The 19,353-nt window shown below is 37.1% G+C and carries 22 protein-coding genes; 6 read left to right on the forward strand and 16 right to left on the reverse strand.

Translation table 11 applies throughout. The features are described from left to right. Positions 1–17 precede the first annotated feature (17 nt). A complete protein-coding gene (locus CDOMF_RS10875; RefSeq protein WP_442863535.1) occupies positions 18–458 on the forward strand; it encodes a methyl-accepting chemotaxis protein in 441 nt (146 codons plus the stop codon). Positions 459–477: 19 nt separating this feature from the next. Here CDOMF_RS10875 and CDOMF_RS06685 read toward each other — a convergent pair whose 3' ends face one another. From CDOMF_RS06685 to CDOMF_RS06715, 7 genes are all read right to left on the reverse strand, one after another. Beyond that, positions 478–2,331 (reverse strand): primosomal protein N', encoded by a 1,854-nt coding sequence (locus CDOMF_RS06685; protein WP_260951265.1) that lies wholly within the window; start codon positions 2,329–2,331, stop codon positions 478–480. After that, a complete protein-coding gene (locus CDOMF_RS10795; protein WP_269468965.1) occupies positions 2,331–2,756 on the reverse strand; it encodes a type II secretion system protein in 426 nt (141 codons plus the stop codon). Before CDOMF_RS10795 ends, CDOMF_RS06685 begins: the two co-directional genes overlap by 1 nt. 57 nt (positions 2,757–2,813) lie before the next feature. Continuing rightward, positions 2,814–3,275 carry a type II secretion system protein gene (locus CDOMF_RS06695; protein WP_211437301.1) on the reverse strand — a complete coding sequence of 154 codons (462 nt, stop codon included), beginning with the start codon at positions 3,273–3,275 and terminating at the stop codon, positions 2,814–2,816. 105 nt (positions 3,276–3,380) lie between these two features. Next, positions 3,381–3,881: a type II secretion system protein gene (locus CDOMF_RS06700; RefSeq protein WP_260951266.1), complete on the reverse strand. Its 501-nt coding sequence runs from the start codon at positions 3,879–3,881 to the stop codon at positions 3,381–3,383. A gap of 309 nt (positions 3,882–4,190) precedes the next feature. Continuing rightward, complete coding sequence (locus CDOMF_RS06705; RefSeq protein ID WP_169973725.1) at positions 4,191–4,430, reverse strand: hypothetical protein; 240 nt, start codon at positions 4,428–4,430, stop codon at positions 4,191–4,193. A gap of 102 nt (positions 4,431–4,532) precedes the next feature. Further along, positions 4,533–4,757: a hypothetical protein gene (locus CDOMF_RS06710; protein WP_260951267.1), complete on the reverse strand. Its 225-nt coding sequence runs from the start codon at positions 4,755–4,757 to the stop codon at positions 4,533–4,535. After that, positions 4,757–4,990, reverse strand: coding sequence for a hypothetical protein (locus CDOMF_RS06715; RefSeq protein ID WP_169973721.1), 234 nt, complete (start codon positions 4,988–4,990; stop codon positions 4,757–4,759). Before CDOMF_RS06715 ends, CDOMF_RS06710 begins: the two co-directional genes overlap by 1 nt. Before the next feature lie 69 nt (positions 4,991–5,059). On the opposite strand from CDOMF_RS06715, the gene uvrB reads away from it, so the two are divergent. After that, entirely contained in the window at positions 5,060–7,036 is a 1,977-nt protein-coding gene (uvrB, locus tag CDOMF_RS06720) for an excinuclease ABC subunit UvrB (protein ID WP_260951268.1), read from the forward strand. 32 nt (positions 7,037–7,068) lie between these two features. Here uvrB and CDOMF_RS06725 read toward each other — a convergent pair whose 3' ends face one another. From CDOMF_RS06725 to rpmB, 5 genes are all read right to left on the reverse strand, one after another. After that, entirely contained in the window at positions 7,069–9,162 is a 2,094-nt protein-coding gene (locus CDOMF_RS06725) for an RNA degradosome polyphosphate kinase (protein WP_260951269.1), read from the reverse strand. A gap of 268 nt (positions 9,163–9,430) precedes the next feature. Next, a complete protein-coding gene (locus tag CDOMF_RS06730; protein ID WP_260951270.1) occupies positions 9,431–9,658 on the reverse strand; it encodes a YdcH family protein in 228 nt (75 codons plus the stop codon). A gap of 54 nt (positions 9,659–9,712) precedes the next feature. Then, positions 9,713–10,897 carry a bifunctional glutamate N-acetyltransferase/amino-acid acetyltransferase ArgJ gene (argJ, locus tag CDOMF_RS06735; protein ID WP_260951271.1) on the reverse strand — a complete coding sequence of 395 codons (1,185 nt, stop codon included), beginning with the start codon at positions 10,895–10,897 and terminating at the stop codon, positions 9,713–9,715. Beyond that, complete coding sequence (locus CDOMF_RS06740; protein WP_169973712.1) at positions 10,890–12,020, reverse strand: potassium channel family protein; 1,131 nt, start codon at positions 12,018–12,020, stop codon at positions 10,890–10,892. The genes argJ and CDOMF_RS06740 overlap by 8 nt, the downstream gene beginning before the upstream one ends. A 29-nt stretch (positions 12,021–12,049) precedes the next feature. Then, complete coding sequence (gene rpmB / locus CDOMF_RS06745; protein WP_169973710.1) at positions 12,050–12,244, reverse strand: 50S ribosomal protein L28; 195 nt, start codon at positions 12,242–12,244, stop codon at positions 12,050–12,052. A gap of 184 nt (positions 12,245–12,428) precedes the next feature. On the opposite strand from rpmB, the gene CDOMF_RS06750 reads away from it, so the two are divergent. From CDOMF_RS06750 to CDOMF_RS06765, 4 genes are read left to right on the forward strand one after another with little or no spacing between them, the layout of a single operon-like run. Beyond that, positions 12,429–13,220 carry an HDOD domain-containing protein gene (locus tag CDOMF_RS06750; protein ID WP_260951272.1) on the forward strand — a complete coding sequence of 264 codons (792 nt, stop codon included), beginning with the start codon at positions 12,429–12,431 and terminating at the stop codon, positions 13,218–13,220. Further along, on the forward strand, positions 13,204–14,568 hold the full coding sequence (locus CDOMF_RS06755; RefSeq protein ID WP_170019102.1) for a sulfate transporter: 1,365 nt from the start codon (positions 13,204–13,206) through the stop codon (positions 14,566–14,568). The genes CDOMF_RS06750 and CDOMF_RS06755 overlap by 17 nt, the downstream gene beginning before the upstream one ends. 12 nt (positions 14,569–14,580) lie before the next feature. Next, positions 14,581–15,228, forward strand: a complete 648-nt coding sequence (gene rpe, locus CDOMF_RS06760; RefSeq protein ID WP_260951273.1) for a ribulose-phosphate 3-epimerase — start codon at positions 14,581–14,583, stop codon at positions 15,226–15,228. After that, positions 15,225–16,028, forward strand: a complete 804-nt coding sequence (locus tag CDOMF_RS06765; RefSeq protein WP_260951274.1) for a 3'-5' exonuclease — start codon at positions 15,225–15,227, stop codon at positions 16,026–16,028. Before rpe ends, CDOMF_RS06765 begins: the two co-directional genes overlap by 4 nt. 69 nt (positions 16,029–16,097) lie before the next feature. Here the strand turns inward: CDOMF_RS06765 and epsC are convergent, their stop codons facing one another. The 4 genes from epsC to CDOMF_RS06785 are packed head-to-tail and all read right to left on the reverse strand — an operon-like array spanning position 16,098 to position 19,346. Further along, positions 16,098–16,637 (reverse strand): serine O-acetyltransferase EpsC, encoded by a 540-nt coding sequence (gene epsC / locus CDOMF_RS06770; RefSeq protein WP_260953150.1) that lies wholly within the window; start codon positions 16,635–16,637, stop codon positions 16,098–16,100. Positions 16,638–16,646: 9 nt separating this feature from the next. Beyond that, positions 16,647–17,558, reverse strand: a complete 912-nt coding sequence (cysK, locus tag CDOMF_RS06775) for a cysteine synthase A (protein WP_260951275.1) — start codon at positions 17,556–17,558, stop codon at positions 16,647–16,649. 11 nt (positions 17,559–17,569) lie between these two features. After that, a complete protein-coding gene (locus tag CDOMF_RS06780) occupies positions 17,570–18,673 on the reverse strand; it encodes a glycosyltransferase (protein WP_260951276.1) in 1,104 nt (367 codons plus the stop codon). Between the two features lie 4 nt (positions 18,674–18,677). Next, on the reverse strand, positions 18,678–19,346 hold the full coding sequence (locus CDOMF_RS06785; protein ID WP_260951277.1) for a 3-methyladenine DNA glycosylase: 669 nt from the start codon (positions 19,344–19,346) through the stop codon (positions 18,678–18,680). Positions 19,347–19,353 lie beyond the last annotated feature (7 nt).

Genomic DNA, 19,353 nt, shown 5'->3' on the forward strand with positions numbered 1-19,353 from the left:
AAGAGATAAATAACTCAATGCACTCAATAAACGACAAAGCAAATCAAATCATAAACCAAAGCAACGACATAAAAAATATCGTCAGCATCATAAGAGATATAGCCGATCAGACAAATTTACTAGCCCTTAATGCAGCTATAGAAGCGGCACGTGCAGGAGAGCATGGGCGCGGATTTGCCGTAGTAGCGGACGAGGTAAGAAATCTAGCCGAAAGAACGCAAAAATCACTATCAGAGATCGAGGCAAATATCAATATGCTATCTCAAGGCATAAACGATATGAGCCATAGCATATTTGAGCAGACCAAAGGCATAGATCAGATCAATCAGGCCATAGTCGAGATAGATAATGTAACAAGAGAAAATATTAAGATAGCAAAAAATACTAACGAAATTGCCTCACAGGTAAACGAAGCGGCAAAAATCGCTACGCAGGATGTGCGTAAAAAGAAATTTTAATTTTATTTGCAGGATCCGATTAGGAGAAATTCATCGGATCCATATCCACATCAAAGCCGAAATTTGAGCAAATTTTACCCGCTTTAATAAGAGCTATATGAGAATTTGACCTTAGTAGTATCTCGTATCTATACTTGCCGGAAATCATCTCTATAGCGCATTTTCCATGCCCTACTATCTGCAAATTTGACTCCTCGCTAGCTAGATTATTTAGCTCTTTTAGACACTCATTTAGCCTCTCTTTAGCTAAATTTTCATTTTTATCGCTTATAACTACTCGTAAAAGTCTAGCAAAAGGCGGATATAAGCCATCCCTGTAAGCTATCTCGTCAGCTAAAAACGAATCATAATCATCTATATAGCTTTTAAAAAACTCTTTTTGCAGGCTTTGTATCACGACTCTACCACGCCCTACTCGTCCCGCCCTGCCAGCCACCTGCATCGCAAGAGCCAAGGTTCTCTCACGAGACCTAAAGTCAGGAAAATTTAGAAGCTCATCTATGCCCATTATTACAGCTAAATCCACGTTATGATAATCATGCCCTTTGCTTAGCATCTGAGTACCTACTAGGATTTGCACTTCACCGTCATTAAAGGCCTTTAGGCTCTTTTCTAACCTGCTTTGAGTTGTTATCTCATCTCTATCAAATTTGGCTATTTTGGTATCTTTAAAAGCCTCTTGAAGCTTTGCGGTAAGTTCATCCGTGCCTATTTTTTTGGCTTCTATCATCTCGCTTTCACAATTTTCGCAAGTTTTTACAACAGGCATTGTAAAACCGCAGTATTGACACTTTAACATATTGCGCCTCTTATAAAAGCTCATTCCAACGCTACAGAACGGACACTTTATCGTATGTCCGCAATCCCTGCAAACAAGATATTTAAAATTCGCTCTCGTAGGTACAAAGACCACAGCTTGCTTGCCTATACTTATACTTCTTTCAAGCTCTGATAAAATTTTTTGACTTAAACCCGTCTCACTCTCATCGTATATAAACTCTTTTTCACTCTTATAAAATGTTCCCTTTAGCCTAAAATTTGCTTGCTTAAAGTAAGTTACAAGACTTGGAGTTGCAGAGCCTAAAAGCACTTTTACATCAAATTTATTAGCTAAAAACAAAGCCAAATCTCTAGCGTTATATCGCGGATTTTGAGCTGATTTATAGCTCTCATCGTGTTCTTCATCGACTACTATCAAGCCTAAATTCGTAAACGGTAAAAATAGAGCCGATCTTGCACCGGCAATTAACTTTATCTCACCGCTTAAAAATTTAGCTAAAATTTCATTTCGTTTTTTTGGAGTGATTTTAGAGTGCCAAAGTCCGAATTTATCGCCAAAATAACTCTTAAGCCGCTTTTGCATCTGAGGAGTGAGTGAAATTTCAGGCATGAGAAACAAAACTTGCTTGCCTTGATTTAGATATTCTTTTATTAAAGATATATACACTTCACTCTTACCGCTTCCAGTATCGCCAAAAAGCAGGCTAGTTTTATGCTCTTTAGCAAATTTAAGAGCTTCTTTTTGATCATCACTTAAATTTGGCTCTTTATTAAATTTATTATCCTCTAAAATAGGCTTTATGTTATCGTTAAAAGGAGTAAAAAGTCCTGCGCTAACACATAAATTTGAAATATAGTAGTATGAGATGAAATTTAGAAGCGAAATTTGAATTTCGGTTAGTTTGGTCGGTAAAATTTCTAAAATTTCAAGAGTTTTAAACTCGGGTTTTGATATTTTTTTAAACACATAGCCAAGAGTTTTTTTGTTTTTTATATTTATAAAAACTTGCGTATAAGAAGCGATTTCATAATTGCTATGATAGGTAAGCGGCTTATAGTTTAAGCCGCTTGGTATTATCTCGTAGTAATTCATTACTCCGTTAGTTGTTTGCAAAGATCTTTGTTGGTATCGTCAGCACAGCCAAAAGAGCCGTTTGTTTTATCGTATTTAAATGTTACAGTTTTTCCAGCTACAGTAAATTCATAGTCATCTCCGCTCTTTTTCCAGCCTGAAGTGCCGCCATCACCTTTAGGCTTAATTCCGTCTCGCAAAACATTATCGAAAAGATTAGTGCTGGTAGCACTTTTTTCAAGATCGGGATATGTAAAAGTTCCGGATAGCATATTGGTATTTTTTATATTTACTATCGCACTTCTAATAGACGATATGTCAGCTCTAGCTCTAGTAATAATAGCATCATCTCTAGTGGCGAATAGTCTAGGGACGGCAATAGCAGCTAAAATTCCCAAAACTACAATAACAAATACAAGCTCAACCATTGTAAATCCGCGTTTCATTATCATTCCTTTAATTTTATGTCATTTTATCACATATAAACTTATAAGTAATCTATTCTAAGGATTAAATTTGACATTAGAACCACTAAATTTATGGGTTTTAGTAAGTTTTTTTACAGACTTAACCTCATTAAAAGCTACACATATAGTATCGTTGCTTGTCCCTATATTTGAAACAGTTACTATACCGTCAGATACGGATATTTTTGAACAACCTTTATTTTTGACACTTAAAAAAACATCTGTATTTATAGAAGTAGTATTGTCAATAGCGGAACCTGAATTATCTAGTAACAAATTTACATTGGTAATGTTTTTCCATTTAATATCAGACTTAAACTCCCCTACGCTTGTATAATATGACGATAAATCCATAATAAGAATAGATAAATTTGACGCACCTTTTGCGATCTCTGCGTCATCTCTGGTAGCAGCTAGTCTTGGGATAGCTACAGCAGCCAAAACAGCCAAAAAAACGATAACAAAAATAAGTTCAATCATAGTAAAAGCACGTTTCAACTTATTTCCTCTAAAATTTAGCAGAATTTAAAAAGCCCAAATCTGCTAAAAAGCAAATCTGGGCTTGATATATGAAATTTTAATTAGAACAAACTAAAATATTAATTAAAATTTAACTTGAGAGCCACCAAAATCATGTGTTTTTGCAGCGCTTCCGTCACCTGCAATAGCTTGAACCGACTTTATACCTTTGAATTGATCGCATATGCCACCTGTTCCTGCTTTAACTTCCACTTTAGAACCATCTATCTTTAGACTTACACAACCTTTATCTTTTACTTTAAGAAACGCTGCAGTAGTAACAAGAGTTTCACCTATATCAGCTCCATCTGCATTGCTTGCCATAGCAACATTAGTAACATCTTTCCACTTAACAGCTGTTGTAGTTGTTCCTGTGCCTCCTGGTCCTGTTGTTGTAGTGTTAAAACTTCCTTTACTTGTATAGTAGCCTGATAAATCACTCATAAGAGTAGCTAAATTTGATGCACCTTTTGAAATTTCCGCATCATCTCTTGTCGCATTTAGTCTTGGGATAGCTACGGCAGCCAAAATACCTAGTATAACGATCACGAAGATCAACTCAATCATTGTAAAACCTTTTCTCATAAGAGACTCCTTAAATTTATTTCTACATACATTTATGTAGTTAAACGAATTATATATTTTTAATACTTAAATAGATATAAATTTATACTAAATTTTTATAAAATCTTATATAAACAAAAAGAAATATTAAATTTTTAGCTATTTAAAGCCATATTGGCAGCCTTAGTCAAAAAGGCGGAACAAATTAAGATAACTTTATCTATGACTTCAATATCGCTTTTTATTTATATCTAAGCGTATTTAATAACAGAGTAGGATACTACGAATAGAGCTATGACTATACACAGAGTCAAAAATATAGTCGCCATTTTATTTCCTTTCTTTTAAATCGGTTAGTTCTTTAATCTTTTTATTTATCTTCTTAAAAAGTACAGATATTATGATCGATAATACAACTACGGCTATACCGACTAAGATTATATCTAAATTTTCCGCTTTTTGTCTGATAGTTACTATCCAACCTATAACAGCAAATAGAGCAGTAAGAAAAAATATAATTAATGATTTTAAAAAATCTATATCAGCTTTTAATCCCTCATTCTTACTCATAAATACCCTTAAATTTTATTTGGATTATAACATATTAAAATTTACTACAATATGGATTTTATAATATAAGTAATGATGTTATTGTGGGTTTGATACTAAATTTCAGCTTATCTCTTGGCTTAGTTTTCTGGCAAGATTTTCCAAATCACGCTCTTGCTGGTAGTTTTCGTAGCATTTTTGCACAAAGGCGCTTAACAGCTCTTTCACATCAAGATATTTTTTGCCGCCTAAAAATACCTCCCAGTCGCGCTCAAAGCTCCTAGCAAAGTCATCTTCAAGGCTTATAGTATAGTCTCTTGATGCGATTGTAACTGTTATTTTTTTCATTATTTACCTAAAACGGCTTCGATTTTGCGGACTATATCGTCAGATTCTATATTTTTATTTTTGAGTTCATCTTCAAGGCGTAAAATCTGATTTGTTTTGGCTTCGTTTTGAGCTTTAAGTGCTATAAGCTCATTACGTAGCGCTTCGTTCTCATCACAAATTTCATTATATTTGACAAGCAGGTCGTTTACTTTATCCGTAAGAGTATTTAATACTTTTTCGTTTTCAAACATAAGATCCCTTTATTTGGTATAATTTCTTCGAATTGTAACATAAAATAAGCTGTTTTTTAAAGAGGACAAATGAAAAATTTTGAAATTTCATCCAAATTTAGCCCAAGTCCTGATCAGGCAAACGCCATAGATGGTATAGTAGAGTCTATCAGATCGGGTTCTAGCTATCAGACCCTGCTTGGGGTTACGGGTTCTGGCAAGACCTTTACTATGGCAAATGTAATAGCAAGGCTAAATATGCCAACCCTCGTAATGACGCACAATAAATCTCTTGCGGCGCAGCTTTATAGCGAATTTAAGGGCTTTTTCCCAAATAATCACGTGGAATATTTCATAAGCTACTACGACTACTATCAGCCTGAAGCCTATATACCAAGAAGCGACCTATATATAGAAAAAGATAGCTCTGTAAACGAGGAGCTTGAGCGGCTTAGGCTCTCAGCTACGGCAAGCCTATTAAGCTTTGACGATGTGATCACGATAGCTTCGGTATCTGCAAATTATGGCTTAGGAAATCCTAGCGAATATCAAGGGATGGTGCTATATCTAAAGACGGGAGAGGCTCTAAATCAACGCAAACTGCTTAGTAAACTCGTAGATATGGGCTATAAAAGAAACGATGCTTATTTTGACAGAGGAGATTTTAGAGTAAATGGCGATGTAGTCGATATATATCCTGCATATTATAACGACGAGGCACTTAGGATAGAGTTTTTCGGAGACGAGATAGATGAGATGTATCATTTTGACGTTTTAGACAATAAAAGGCTTAAAAGCATAGGCAAATTCACGCTTTACGCCACGAGTCAATTTATAGTCGGGGATGATAGGCTAAAAATCGCCATTAAGCAGATTGAAGCGGAGTTAGATGAGAGACTAAAGGAATTTAACGAGCAAGGCAAGCTCGTAGAGGCTCAGAGGCTAAAACAAAGGGTTGAATTTGATCTGGAGATGCTAAATTCTACCGGAATGTGCAAAGGTGTAGAAAACTATGCTAGACATTTAACGGGACAAGCTCCGGGAGAGACGCCATACAGCCTATTTGACTACTACGAAATAAGCGGCAAGGACTATCTAGTAATAGTTGATGAGAGTCACGTGAGCCTGCCACAGTTTCGCGGAATGTATGCTGGCGATAAAAGTCGTAAAGAGGTGCTGGTGGAGTATGGATTTCGTCTGCCGTCCGCACTTGATAACCGTCCTTTAAAATTTGATGAATTTATCAATAAAAGAGCTAAATTTCTCTTTGTATCGGCCACTCCAAACGAGCTTGAGCTTGAGCTCTCAAAGGGGCATGTGTATGAGCAAATTTTGCGCCCTACGGGACTTCTTGATCCGATAATAGAAATAAAAGATAGCGATAATCAGGTGGAAATTTTATTCGACGAAGCAAAGCGAGTAATAGAGAGAAACGAGAGAGTTTTAGTAACGGTGCTAACTAAAAAGATGGCGGAGGAGCTAAGCAGATACTATACGGAGCTTGGTATCAAGGTCAAATACATGCACTCAGATATCGATGCAATAGAGCGAAACGAGATAATAAGAGGGCTTAGGGGCGGTAACTTTGATATGCTAATAGGCATAAACTTGCTTCGCGAAGGTCTTGATCTGCCGGAAGTCAGCCTAATAGCCATAATGGATGCCGATAAAGAGGGCTTTTTACGCTCTACTACAAGCTTAATACAAACAATGGGGCGAGCCGCCAGAAACGTAAATGGCAAAGTGATGATGTTTGCCAAAAAGATCACTAAATCCATGCAAGAAGCGATGGATACTACAAATTCTCGCCGAAAAATACAAGAAGAATACAATAAAGTTCATAATATCACACCAAAGAGCGCAAGCAGAAATATCGAAGAGAGCCTTCATATAGAGGATGAGGGCGAACTATATAGAAAAAATAAGAATTTAGAAAAGATGCCGGCCGCAGAGCGCGCTAAAATCGTAAAAGAGCTAAGAAAACAGATGCTTGAGGCAGCCAGCAAGCTTGAGTTTGAAAAAGCGGCGGCTCTGCGAGACGAGATAGCAAAACTAAGAAAATTATAAATTTAAATTTGGGCTAAATTTAAGCCCAAATTTTAGCTCTCTTTGAGCAGTTTTGAAGCTATATGCTCTCTTTTTGCATTGTCATTGTCTTTTTTAGTGGTTTTATAAATTTTACTTACATACTCTTCAAAAATTTCTTGAGAATTTATGATATTTTCGCCCTCTTTTACCTTTGTTTTATAATACTCTCCGTCTTTATGAAGCTCGAAAGCAAGCTCGTTATCGCTTAGTTGGATTCGTAAAAACTCCAGCAGTCTATCTTGTAAATTTTGCTCGTAAATCGGTGTCATAAGCTCTAATCTGCGCTCTAAATTTCTAGGCATCCAGTCCGCACTAGAGATATAAAGCTGCGGTGTGGCGTGCTTGAAGTATAAAATTCTTGCATGCTCTAAATATTTGCCGATAATTGAGCGCACGCGAATGTTCTCGCTAACCCCTTTTATGCCCGGTCTTATGCAGCAAATTCCTCTAACGATAAGATCTATACTAACCCCTGCTTCACTAGCCTCGCTTAATGCGTTTATGATATCACTATCGACAAGCGCGTTCATCTTCGCGATTATTTGACCATCTTTACCTTTTTTGGTCTCATTTTTTATCATTTCCAACACTCGCTCTTTAATCTGCATAGGAGACATAGAGAGAGTATTTAGTCTGCGATTTTTGGAAAATCCTGAGAGGATATGAAAAAACGTAGTGCTATCGTGAGCAAACTCGCTTTTGCTTGTAAAATAGCTTACATCGGTATAAATTTTAGCCGAACCGCCGTTATAGTTACCTGTGCCAAAGTGCATATAAAACTTAAGCTTGTCTCCTACTTGGCGGATTACCTGGCTAACCTTGGCATGAACTTTAAAACCCGCGATTCCGTATATCACGTGAGCGCCGGCATCCTCAAGCGCTTTAGCCCAGTGGAGGTTGTTTTCTTCGTCAAATCTAGCCTTAAGCTCTACCATCACAGTTACTTGCTTGCCATCACTTGCCGCATCTATTAAAGATTGAATAATAGGTGAGTTTTTATCCACTCTATAAAGAGTCATTCGTATAGAAATCACTTTAGGGTCTTTGCTCGCCTCTTTTATAAATTTGACAACAGGATCAAAACTCTCATAAGGGTGCAAAACAAGTACGTCTTCTTTATCTATCGCATCAAAAATAGGCATATGCTCACTAAAAGGCAAAAGAGTTCTAGGTGTATATGGCGGAAGTGCAAGATGAGAAAATTCCTTATTTCCCACTATCTGCCAGAGCGAATTTAACGTGAGTGGAACCGTGTACTCATAGATATCTTTGTAAAAAATCTTCATGTGAGTGTTTAGAAACTCGACTATATCGGCATCGGCGTCCTTTTGTATCTGCATACGGACAAAAGCGCCTTTTCTGCGAAGTTTAAGCCCCTGCTCCAATATCATCATAAAGTCATCGGCTTCTTCTTCCTCGATGATAATATCAGCATTTCTGGTGACTCTAAACGCCGCAGAGCTAATGAGTCTATACCCCGGGAAAATTTCTTCGGCATGCTCGTGGACTATAGTTTCAATAGGCACATAGACATTGTCCTGCGCTTGATAAAATCTTGGCAACACTCTAGAAATTCTTATCATTCCGTATTTTAAAATCTCAGGATGTTCGCTGTCTGCAAGCTTAACAGCCAGCGAAAAGCTAAGATTATTTAAGTGAGGGAACGGATGGGTCGCATCTACTGCGATTGGAACTATTACGGGAAGAATATTTGAGAAGAAATAGTCATCGCATTTTTTTCTAAGAGACTCGGGAATTTCGCTATAGTTTTTAATAAATAAATTTTGCCCTCCAAGCTCTTTTAAGGCATCTTTATAGTGTTTTTCCACTATATTAAGCTCATCTTTTATATATTTTCTAATCTCCCTTAACTGCTCTAGTGGAGTCATCTCATCACTTCCACTAGCAACTATACCTGCGGCAAAAAGCTGCTTAAGACCGGCTATCCTAATCATATAAAACTCATCTAAATTAGTCATATAAATGGCTATAAATTTAAGCTTTTCAAGCGGTGGGATAGGTTTTTCACACTGAGCTAGAACACGAGAGTTAAAACGTAGCCAACTAAGCTCTCTATTTATAAAAATACTTTCTTTATCACTCATCATTTAATCCTTTTGAATAATATTAATTTTATACAAATTTAATTTTATTCAAGCTTTAATACTAATATTTTTAATAATTTTATTTTTTATTGTGTATAATTATTTTGAGTCAAGTTACCACAAGGAATAAAGATGAACGAATATGTTCTGGCAATCGGACTTTTAATAGCTGTTATGATAGTTTTTTATATTCTCAAGAAGATATCGATAGATTAAAATTTAAAAACCCTGCCTGAAATTTCAATGATTTAAGGCAGGGTTTGGTAGATTAGAGTTCTTTTTCTTTTTTATACTCCAAAATCATAGCATAGGCTTCATCTTTTAGTCTTAGTTTTTCGCGTTTCATCTCTTCAATGCGAATGTGATCCAAGTGACTTCTACCCTCTTCGGCATCTATGATTTTTTGATCCAAATCATTATGCTTATCAAAAATCGAAGCAAATCTCGCATTTGAGACTTTTAGCTCAGTGATTATATCCCTGTATTCGTGTAACATCTACCCTCCTTGAAATATTTATATAATTTTAGCAACTTAACTCTAATAAATGGTTTAAGAGCGATAGTCTGCGTTAATACTTACGTATTTATGACCCAGATCGCAACCGTAAGCACTAAATTGTGCATCTCCGACATTCAGATTGCAACTTATCGTATAGCTTGGTTTTTTCATTACCTGATGAGCTGCGAGTTCTCTTTTTTCATCAAGCTCTTTATGAAATTTATCATAAACCAAGACATCATCGTAATAAATTTCAAGCTTATCTTCATCGCACTCTACTCCGCTTGCGCCTATAGTGGATGCGATTCTACCCCAGTTTGGATCCTCTCCGAAGATAGCGGTTTTAACCAAAAGTGAATTTGAAAGAGCCTTTGCGGCATGCTCCGCCTCTTTTAAATTAAGTGCACCGCTTATATTAAATTCGACCACCTTAGTAGCTCCTTCTCCATCTTTAACAAGCATTAAAGCCAGCTCTTTAGTAATTAGTTTTAAAGCCTCTTTAAAAGCCTCTTTATCATAGACCCCGCTCTTTCTTGAGGTTAAAAGCATAACGGTATCATTAGTGGATGTATCGCCATCTACGCTTACGGCATTAAAACTACTCTCGCAAGCCTCTTTTAACAGCTCATCCATATCGGGTTTTGAGATATTGGCATCCGTTAAAATAAAACATAGCATAGTAGCAAGAGAAGGATTTATCATACCTGCACCCTTACAGATAGCGGCGATTTTAAACTCTTTTTTATCATCAAATTTCACGCTTACGGCTATCTCTTTTTTAAAGCTATCCGTCGTCATTATGGCACCGACAACTCCATTGGAATCTCTTGAATCAAAATCGAATTTATCAAATGCGGATATAATTTTTTCTTTTTTAAGGCGATATCCTATGACTCCCGTAGAGCTCATAACGGGATTTACTAAATTTATATTTTTACTCAAATTTTTAAAAATTTCATCTATATCGTTTATGCCCGCTTCTCCTGTCATTGCATTTGCGTTTTTAGAGTTTAGCAAAATGAAATTTGTTCTAAAATTCTGCCCCTTTTTTAAAAAATGCCTAATTGGGGCGGCTTGAAATTTATTGCTTGTAAAAACGGCACTTATATCAACAGGTTCACTTGATCTTATAAATCCAAGATCATTACCCTCTTTTTTAAAGCCCGAATTTACCCCGCCAAAATAAAATCCATCTATATTCTCAAGTCCATTTTCAAGACGCTTTATCTCATACATATTTACACTCCTCAGGCTTATGCTTGCTTTTTACTACTTTTTTGGTCATTCGTATAGATTCTGCGGTGCCTATGACAAGCAGCTTCGTACCTGTACCTATCAAGGTGTCTCCTCTTGGCATAGGAATAAATTTATTATTCATATCCCTTATGCCGACAACATCCGCATTTGTAATATTTCTTAAATTGGTCTCCTTAAGACGCTTAAATCTTATCCAAGAGTAATCAGGCACACTGATCTCTTCGATATCTATAGGGGAGTCCTTTTTGTATAAAAATTGCTCCAATAAATTTTCCATATCCGGGCGCACACTCATTGCACTTAAACGTTGCGCTACTAGTTTGGAAGGGCTTACGACATTATCTGCACCCAATTTTTTAAGGCGCTCCGTATCATCATCATTATCAGAATTTGTCATTATAAAATATGGTTTTTTTCTACCTATCTCTTTTTCATACAGTCTAACAGTGGCGATAAGAGCGATATTATCAGCGATATTTGGACTAAGAGTAATAAGCCCTTTGGCGCTTGAAAGATGGGTTTTTAAAAGTGCAATTTGAGTATGAGGCTGAGACATTATATAATAAGGATATTTGTATTTTTCGGCTATCTCGTGCATATCTTCGCGCGGATCAACGACAACAAAAGGGATATGATTATCTCTAAACTGCTTACTAAGTTCTATCGTATATAGACTATGATAGCAAATTACAAAGTGATTTTTGAGTCTAGCGATCTTATAGAGCATTCGCCTCTCCTTTAAAATATTTATCAAAGAGCCTTTTTTTAAAACTTCCACTAGAATACCGATAGAAAATGTAAAAACGCAAAATCCAAGCAGAATAAAAGTGATAGTAAAAAGGCGACCGGCGGGTGAAATTGGAGCAACTTCAGTAAAACCTACCGTAGTAAAGGTCATTCCGGCCTGATATATAGCATCAATAAGACTGAAATTATCTATAGCAACATAGCCCAAAGCACCGACCATCATCATCAAAACGACTAGGATAAGCGGTAGGCGAAATGGGCGAAGTTGTTCGTATAGTTCTGTATTTAAATTTATTTCCGGTTTAGAGAAGCTAGACCAGTTGAGGAATTTTTGGATCTTTTTTATAAAAGACATAATCCCTCTTTATTTATAAAGCTTGCAAATTATGAACGCGATTGCTTTCTCATGGTTCTAAGCGTAGAAGCGGCTACCTTAATTCTTCTCGTTGTTCCATCTTCGAGCATTACTCTAATAGTTCTAAGATTTGGCAAAAATCTTCTCTTGGTTCTATTTTTAGCGTGACTTACATTGTTTCCAACCATAGGACCTTTGCCTGTGATATCGCATATTTTTGACATATTTTTCCTTCAAAACAAAAATTTCTGCTGATTTTATCCAAAAAAAGCAAAATATTAACTTAAATAAATTTTAGAATATAGGTTATCTTAAAATTATTATATGCAATATTTAAACTCATTTTATGAATATAAAGGATAGAATATTAAAAGATTATTTTTACAAAATTGGCAGATAGATACGATAATGATAAAACAAGAAAGTATAGATGAGTTAATCGCTCAAATACCTGCGATTCCGGCTATTTTAAAATCATGTGAAAATACTCTTGCTTCCGGAGATTTAGCCAAAGCAGCTGCTATTGCCAAAAACGATTTGGCATTAGTAGAATATATGCGCTCTATCATCAACAAGCCGATTTTTGGATTCAAAAAAGAGATCAAAGATATATCTCAAATCTTTTCCGCTCTTGGCGCAGATAGAACTACCGATATTTTATACTCTTATTACGTATTACTGACGACACCTAAAAAATGGAAAATTTTCAATCTAGACACACAAAAATTTGCAAATTTGCAAGCCAATTTTATGATCGATTGGGGAAAGATATTAAAAGAAATAAAGGTAGATAATAAGGATATTTTTAAATCCATAACAATAATACCATCAAGCATATCCGTATGTGAAAAAATATTCTCGGAAAACGCAGAAAATTTAAAACACGTATTAAGAACTAGCGGACTTAGCTACAATACGATTTTAAAGAGAGAAATAGGTTTTGATATATTTGAAATATGTTGCAAGATAGCTGAAAAATGGCAGCTAAGCAACATTGTAGTAGATATTTTTCAAAATTTATCCAAACAAGAGGAGCAAACAACAATAACCAAATATATACATTTGCTAATATCATACGAGCTATCAAAGCCGGAATTTGCAAATTCCGGCTTTGGAGAGATGTTTGAGTTTAATTGTAACGCCTCACCTAAAGAGCTTGAGACTTTTATGAAAGCGATAGGGTATGAAACCAAAAATTAAAGATAATGTAGTCATATTCTATCCTCACGGCTTTTTAGACGGAGATGCCTCAAAATATGAGATAGACTTGGCAACCAAAGAGTTAATCTTTTCAAAAAAAATAGAATGCATACTAATATCGCTTAAAAAAGTTGTCTATTTTAACAAAATAGGCATTAACTCTATCTCATTGACAATGTATGAAATGGCAAAAAAAGTGTATGCCAATGTGGCATTTTGCGACTATGACGAGACAAAATTTAAAGCGCTAAGAGAGATGTCTCCTCAAAGCCTAAATCTATCATTCTTTGATAGTGAAGAGATAGCCATGCTATTTTTTGGAAATACCGAAAAATCAACCAAAGAAAAAAAGATAATCCTATTTCACGAAAATCAAGAGCAAAAAAATCAAATTTCACTAAAGCTTGTCGGAAGAGGCTACATAGTCTATACAGCAAAAGATGTAAACGAGTTTAAAAACTCAGCTAAAAACTATAATATCAAAATTCATTTAACACATATCAATATAAATGAAAAAACCATAGCCGTACAAGTAAGAGAAAATGTCGTTATTTATAAGCTTACGGGCTTTATAGACTCAAATTTTGCCGAAAATTTCGACATGTCGGCTCACAACAACTCTCTTAAAATAGGGTTTAAATTTTTCGTATTCGATGCAACAAAAGCAAGATCGGCCAATATTCACGGTGTAAGCTTTTTAGCCAAACTATCTATATCAAGCGCCGAATACGGTGCCACTATTGCGATTTGCGGACTTAGCGGCTCAAATACATCTGAAGCGCTTAGAAACGACTTGGAAGATTCGGGAATTTTACTATATAATAACGTCGAAGATTTTTTCAATGATGACGGAAGTATAAACGGCGGTCCCGGAATGAAAGAGTCGATGCCACATAACATCACTAGAAATTTAGTTCAATTATTGCCTATCATTTTAGAAACAGCTATAGATACCTTATCCTCTATGGCAAAAATTAAAGTAGAGCGCGGTGAAATTTTTGTTAAAACATTTGACTTCGATCAAAAAGCGCTAACAGGATGCATAGGCTTTTACGGCGATATTGACGCTAAAATTTTACTCTCCCTTGATAAAAGTATAGTACAAAAAGCTTGCGCTATACTTTTGCAAGATGACAAAGAGGCATCATTAAACAGTGCTTTTGGTAATTTTATGATAATAATAGGAAATAAAATTCTATCCTTATTAGAGTCAAAAAAGATAAAGGTAGATATTACGATGCCAAATGTTTTTGAAAACTATATTCAAGACGGCGATACCGTTAGCAAAGGCGCTTTTATTGAGCTTGTTAGTGATGGAACAAAGGGCGCTTTATTTTTAAGTAGATAACAAAGGATTTATATGTACGTTGCTCCGAGTATTTTATCGGCTGATTTTGGAAATTTGAGGGCTGAGATAGAGGCGATCTGCGAGGCCGGATGTGATCTTATACACATTGACGTTATGGACGGGCATTTTGTGCCGAATTTAACTATCGGACCGCTTGTGGTAAATGCTGTCGCAAAGGCTGCTACAAAGCCGCTTGATATACATTTGATGGTGCAAAATAACACATTTTTTGCCGACCTTTTCTTGCCGCTTAAGCCGAAATTTTTAAGCTTTCATATCGAAGAAGAAAAGCACCCGTTAAGGCTCATAGATCATATCAGAAAAAACGGTGTAGGTCCTGCTATCACGCTAAATCCACACACGCCGATAGAAACGCTTGAATATATCATAAACGAAGTTGATATGGTGCTTTTAATGAGCGTAAATCCCGGCTTTGGCGGGCAAAAATTCATCCCTTCGGTGCTTGATAAAGCTCGCAAACTACGCGAGATGATAGAGCGCAAAAACGCAAAATGCATGATAGAAGTTGACGGCGGAGTTACGGGACTAAACGTAGCCGAACTTGACGAAGCAGGCGTTGATATCGTGGTTGCTGGCAATTATATATTTTCATCAAACTCTTATGCCGAGGCTATAAGAGCGCTAAAGCTTGAGTTTTGAACCAAAAGCTAGAAAATCTCATAAACCTCCTTTGCAAGCAAAATTTAAGCTACTACGAATTCATAGCAAAAGCAAGACAGATAGAGGAATTTAGCTCTATCTTTGACGTGCGAGATCTTGCCATGTGGCAAATTTTAGGGCTTGATATAAAGCGAAACGGCTCAAACGAGATAGAGCTAAACACAAGAAAAAGAAACATAGACGAGCAGACGTTTTGCGTTGTGGATATCGAAACGAGCGGCGGCATAAACAGCGGACAGATCATAGAGATAGGTGCGCTTAAAATGCAAAACGGCGAAGAGATGGAGCGCTTTGAAACGCTTGTGCACGCTACTTTTATACCGGAAAACATCTCTGCGCTTACAGGCATAAGAGTAGAAGATCTTAAAGGCGCCCCAAGTCTTGCAAGCGTGCTTGAAAAATTTAGACTTTTTCTTGCAGATAGCGTTTTTGTAGCGCATAATGTCAAATTTGACTATGGATTTGTTAGTGCTAGCTTTGAGAAATTTGGGCTTGGCACTATGCTAAACCGCAAAATTTGCACCATAGATCTAGCGCGTCGAACTATACCGTCGCTTAAATACGGTCTTGGCGCGTTAAAAGAGGTTTTAGGCATAGAAAACACGCACCATAGAGCGATGAGCGATGCGATAGCTGCGGCTGAAATTTTTAAAACCGCGGTTAAAAGCACTCCAAGTTCGGTTAGATACACCGAAGACTTAATAGAGTTTAGCAAGACTGCAAACACGGTTAAAAGACCGACGGCTAGCGCTCAAACCGTGATAAATTTTGAAGAGTAAATTTCACACCTCTACCCGCTCGGAATTAATCTAAATTTTATAAAGGCTTAAATTTAGAGCTTGTGGGCTTTAGCTCTCAATTCTCTCGCCGTTTATTCTCACGACTCTAGCAGGTATGCCGACAACCGTTGCATTATCTGGCACATCTTTAAGCACGACTGAATTTGCGCCGATTTTTGAATTTTCTCCTATCGTTATAGCTCCAAGCACCTTTGCGCCCGCCGCTATCACAACACCGTTTTTAACGGTCGGATGGCGCTTGCCGACCTCTTTGCCCGTGCCTCCAAGTGTAACCTGATGATACATCGTCACGTCATCTCCGATCTCGGCGGTTTCACCGATAACCACACCCATACCGTGATCGATAAAGAGCCTTGAGCCGATCTTTGCGCCAGGATGTATCTCAATGCCCGTTATAAATCTTGAAATTTGAGAGATAAAACGTGCGGTAAAAAAGAATTTCTTCACGTATAAAAAGTGCGAAAATCTATGAAAAACTACCGCGTGGATACCCGGTGTATTTATGAGCACCGCCCAGAAACAACACCCGTTTGCGGCGGGGTCTTTCTCACCGACAGTGGCAACCAGCTCTTTTATCTCTTCTATTATCTTCAAATTTTAAGCCTCGTATAACGCCGTACTTAGGTATCTCTCGCCGTTATCAGGCGCGATAAACAGCACCTTTTTTCCATCGCCTAGTCTTTTTGCAGTTCGGATGGATACCGCAAGAGCCGCACCTCCAGAGATCCCAAGCAAAATTCCCTCGCTTTTTGCCAAGGTCCTAGCCGCTTCAAACGCCTCTTCGCTTGTCACAAGCTCTATAGCACTAATAAGCGAAGTATCAAGCGTATCAGGGATAAAGCCCGCTCCTATGCCTTGAATTTTATGTGCACCTGCCGGATTTCCGGAAATCACGGCGGAATCCTTTGGCTCAACTGCGATTATCTGTGTGTTATAGCCGTTTTCTTTAAGCACCTTGGCAACTCCGCTTAGCGTCCCGCCCGTGCCAACGCCCGCCACAAACGCGTCAAGCTCTTTAAAATCATCCATTATCTCAAGAGCTGTAGTTTTTACGTGAGCTTGCGGATTATAGGCGTTTTCAAACTGACTTAGCATCACGTATCCCGGCTGCTTGGCAAGCTCATTAGCCTTTTCGATGGCGCCTTTCATACCCTTTGCACCCTCGGTTAGCACAAGTTTGGCTCCATAAGCGGCTAAAATTTTACGCCTTTCGACACTCATCGTCTCAGGCATAGTTAGCACGACCTCATATCCAAGCGCACTTGCCGTCATAGCTATGCCGATGCCAGTATTTCCGCTTGTAGGCTCAACTATGATATCGCCTTTTTTCAAAGCGCCATCCTTTTGCATCTCAAGGATCATATTTGCAGCGATCCTATCCTTAACCGAGCCGCCCGGGTTGAAAAACTCAAGCTTAGCATAAATTTCAGCCATACCGGCTTGCTTTAGACTGTTTAATTTTACTACAGGCGTCTTTCCGATCGTTTGAATTATATTTTCATATATCATTTTATTCCTTATTAAATTTTGCTTAAAATTTCATCTATATCGCGGATATATTTATCCATACTAAATGTTTTTATAATTTGTTTATCAGGCACTTTTTTAGTCGGTTTTTTAAGGCTTTCAAGACATTTTAAAAGCTCGGCGCTATCTCGCTTTAGGATATAAAAATTCTCTTTATTGGATGAGATTTCATAAATTTCTCTTATCGCGTCAATATCAGAAAAGATCGCTCCAAGTCCATGACTAAGAGCTTCTAAAACCACACGCGGCATACCTTCTGTGCTTGAAAAACCAAGTAGATAGTCGTTTTGCGAGTAAATTTTATCCATGTTTTTAACAAAGCCAAGATTTGTTACTTTGCCCTCTTTTTCTAAACGATTTAATTTTTCTTGCGTGCTTTCTTTAAATTTACCGCCTCCTGCAAGGCTAAGTCTGATATCGTTTCGCTTTAGCTTAAGTAGTGCGTCAAACACTAGCTCATGTCCCTTAAGCTCTAAAAAATTCGCGCTCATTATCAAATTTATACTATCTTTTGGACTTTTATCTTCTAAATTTTGCTCGCAAATAACAGGATCGTAAACAACATTTTTTTCTATTTTTAATTGATCGTTATAAAATTCATGCGTCGAATTTGAAACGCTAATAGAGGCAAATTTAAGCTTTTTTAAAATTTCAAGCTTAAATTTTTCTACTTCGGCATTTTTTCTTAAATGCTGAATAACTTTGATACCAAGAGTGTTTGCAGCTTCGATATATGCCAAATTTGTTGAAAAATGGTTATTTAGATAAACAATATCGGCTTTTACGCTTTTAAGTAGCTTTAGTGCAAATTTAAAGTCGTTTTTGTATAAATTTTTAGCCAAATTTTCTTTTGAAAAAGCTCTTAAAATTTCTCTTTTGATCTTAGAAATTTGCGGCTTTTCTTCAAACACTATAAACTCAGCTCCTATCTCCTTAATCACACTAGACAGCGGTTTACCGTCTATCTCGTAATCCTTTTCAAAAAATACCGAAATGCTATAGCTGCTTCTTTTTACAAGCTCTTTAAGTAAAAAGATAAGGCTTCTAGTTCCGCCTCCGCACTCAAGACCCGTGTCGATAAATAAAATTCTTTTCACAACCCTACCTCAACTCTTCAAGCAAAGTAACTCCCGCTTCATCGATCTTTTTTCCTTTGAAGTGAGCTTTGCCAAACTCAACTATCTTGCCGTGATAGCGAGCAAAAATTTGATTCAGACTAAGCTCTCTGCCGTAAGCTTTGCAAACCGCGCTTGTATCGATATCCTCAAACCACTCTCGCGCCTCTTCGTAGCTTTCAAATTCATATCCAAAATGAGCTAAAATCCTAAGTGCGTAGCTATCCACGCACATCACTTCACGCTCGCAAGCATAGCAAAGTATCGCGTCGCAAGTCTCAGCGCCTATGCCTCTAATTCCAAGTAGCCACTCTCTGCTCACGTTTTGTTTAAAGCTCTCAAAGCTGCCAAATTCCTCGTAAATCGCCTTGCAAAGCGTGCTTAGCCTCTTTGCTTTGGTGTTATAAAATCCGCTTGGCTTAATCATAATCGCAATGCTCGCCGTGTCTAAATTTGCCAAGCGTTCAAGAGTTAAATTTCCGCTATTTTTTAGATTATCAAGCGCTTTTTGAGCGTTTTTCCATGCAGTATTTTGCACTAAAATTGCACCTACAACCACTTCGAAGCTACGAGAATTTGGCCACCAAAGCTCATCTTCTAAATCCGCTTTAATGCCAGCGTTTAAAAGCGCTATTAAGAGTTCTTCACTTCTCAAATTTTAC

Source organism: Campylobacter sp. RM16187, from assembly GCF_025319965.1.
In the GTDB taxonomy this organism is placed as follows: Bacteria; Campylobacterota; Campylobacteria; order Campylobacterales; family Campylobacteraceae; genus Campylobacter_A.

Coding starts and splice junctions, on each gene's coding strand:
- CDOMF_RS10795 (WP_269468965.1), bottom strand. CDS start 2,756: ATGAAACGCGGATTTACAATGGTTGAGCTTGTATTTGTTATTGTAGTT.
- rpmB (WP_169973710.1), bottom strand. CDS start 12,244: ATGTCAAAAATATGCGATATCACAGGCAAAGGTCCTATGGTTGGAAAC.
- CDOMF_RS06700 (WP_260951266.1), bottom strand. CDS start 3,881: ATGAGAAAAGGTTTTACAATGATTGAGTTGATCTTCGTGATCGTTATA.
- uvrB (WP_260951268.1), top strand. CDS start 5,060: ATGAAAAATTTTGAAATTTCATCCAAATTTAGCCCAAGTCCTGATCAG.
- CDOMF_RS10875 (WP_442863535.1), top strand. CDS start 18: ATGCACTCAATAAACGACAAAGCAAATCAAATCATAAACCAAAGCAAC.
- CDOMF_RS06740 (WP_169973712.1), bottom strand. CDS start 12,020: ATGTCTTTTATAAAAAAGATCCAAAAATTCCTCAACTGGTCTAGCTTC.
- CDOMF_RS06685 (WP_260951265.1), bottom strand. CDS start 2,331: ATGAATTACTACGAGATAATACCAAGCGGCTTAAACTATAAGCCGCTT.
- CDOMF_RS06730 (WP_260951270.1), bottom strand. CDS start 9,658: ATGTTACACGAATACAGGGATATAATCACTGAGCTAAAAGTCTCAAAT.
- CDOMF_RS06705 (WP_169973725.1), bottom strand. CDS start 4,430: ATGAGTAAGAATGAGGGATTAAAAGCTGATATAGATTTTTTAAAATCA.
- CDOMF_RS06750 (WP_260951272.1), top strand. CDS start 12,429: ATGATAAAACAAGAAAGTATAGATGAGTTAATCGCTCAAATACCTGCG.
- CDOMF_RS06755 (WP_170019102.1), top strand. CDS start 13,204: ATGAAACCAAAAATTAAAGATAATGTAGTCATATTCTATCCTCACGGC.
- CDOMF_RS06715 (WP_169973721.1), bottom strand. CDS start 4,990: ATGTTTGAAAACGAAAAAGTATTAAATACTCTTACGGATAAAGTAAAC.
- cysK (WP_260951275.1), bottom strand. CDS start 17,558: ATGATATATGAAAATATAATTCAAACGATCGGAAAGACGCCTGTAGTA.
- CDOMF_RS06725 (WP_260951269.1), bottom strand. CDS start 9,162: ATGAGTGATAAAGAAAGTATTTTTATAAATAGAGAGCTTAGTTGGCTA.
- rpe (WP_260951273.1), top strand. CDS start 14,581: ATGTACGTTGCTCCGAGTATTTTATCGGCTGATTTTGGAAATTTGAGG.
- argJ (WP_260951271.1), bottom strand. CDS start 10,897: ATGTATGAGATAAAGCGTCTTGAAAATGGACTTGAGAATATAGATGGA.
- CDOMF_RS06710 (WP_260951267.1), bottom strand. CDS start 4,757: ATGAAAAAAATAACAGTTACAATCGCATCAAGAGACTATACTATAAGC.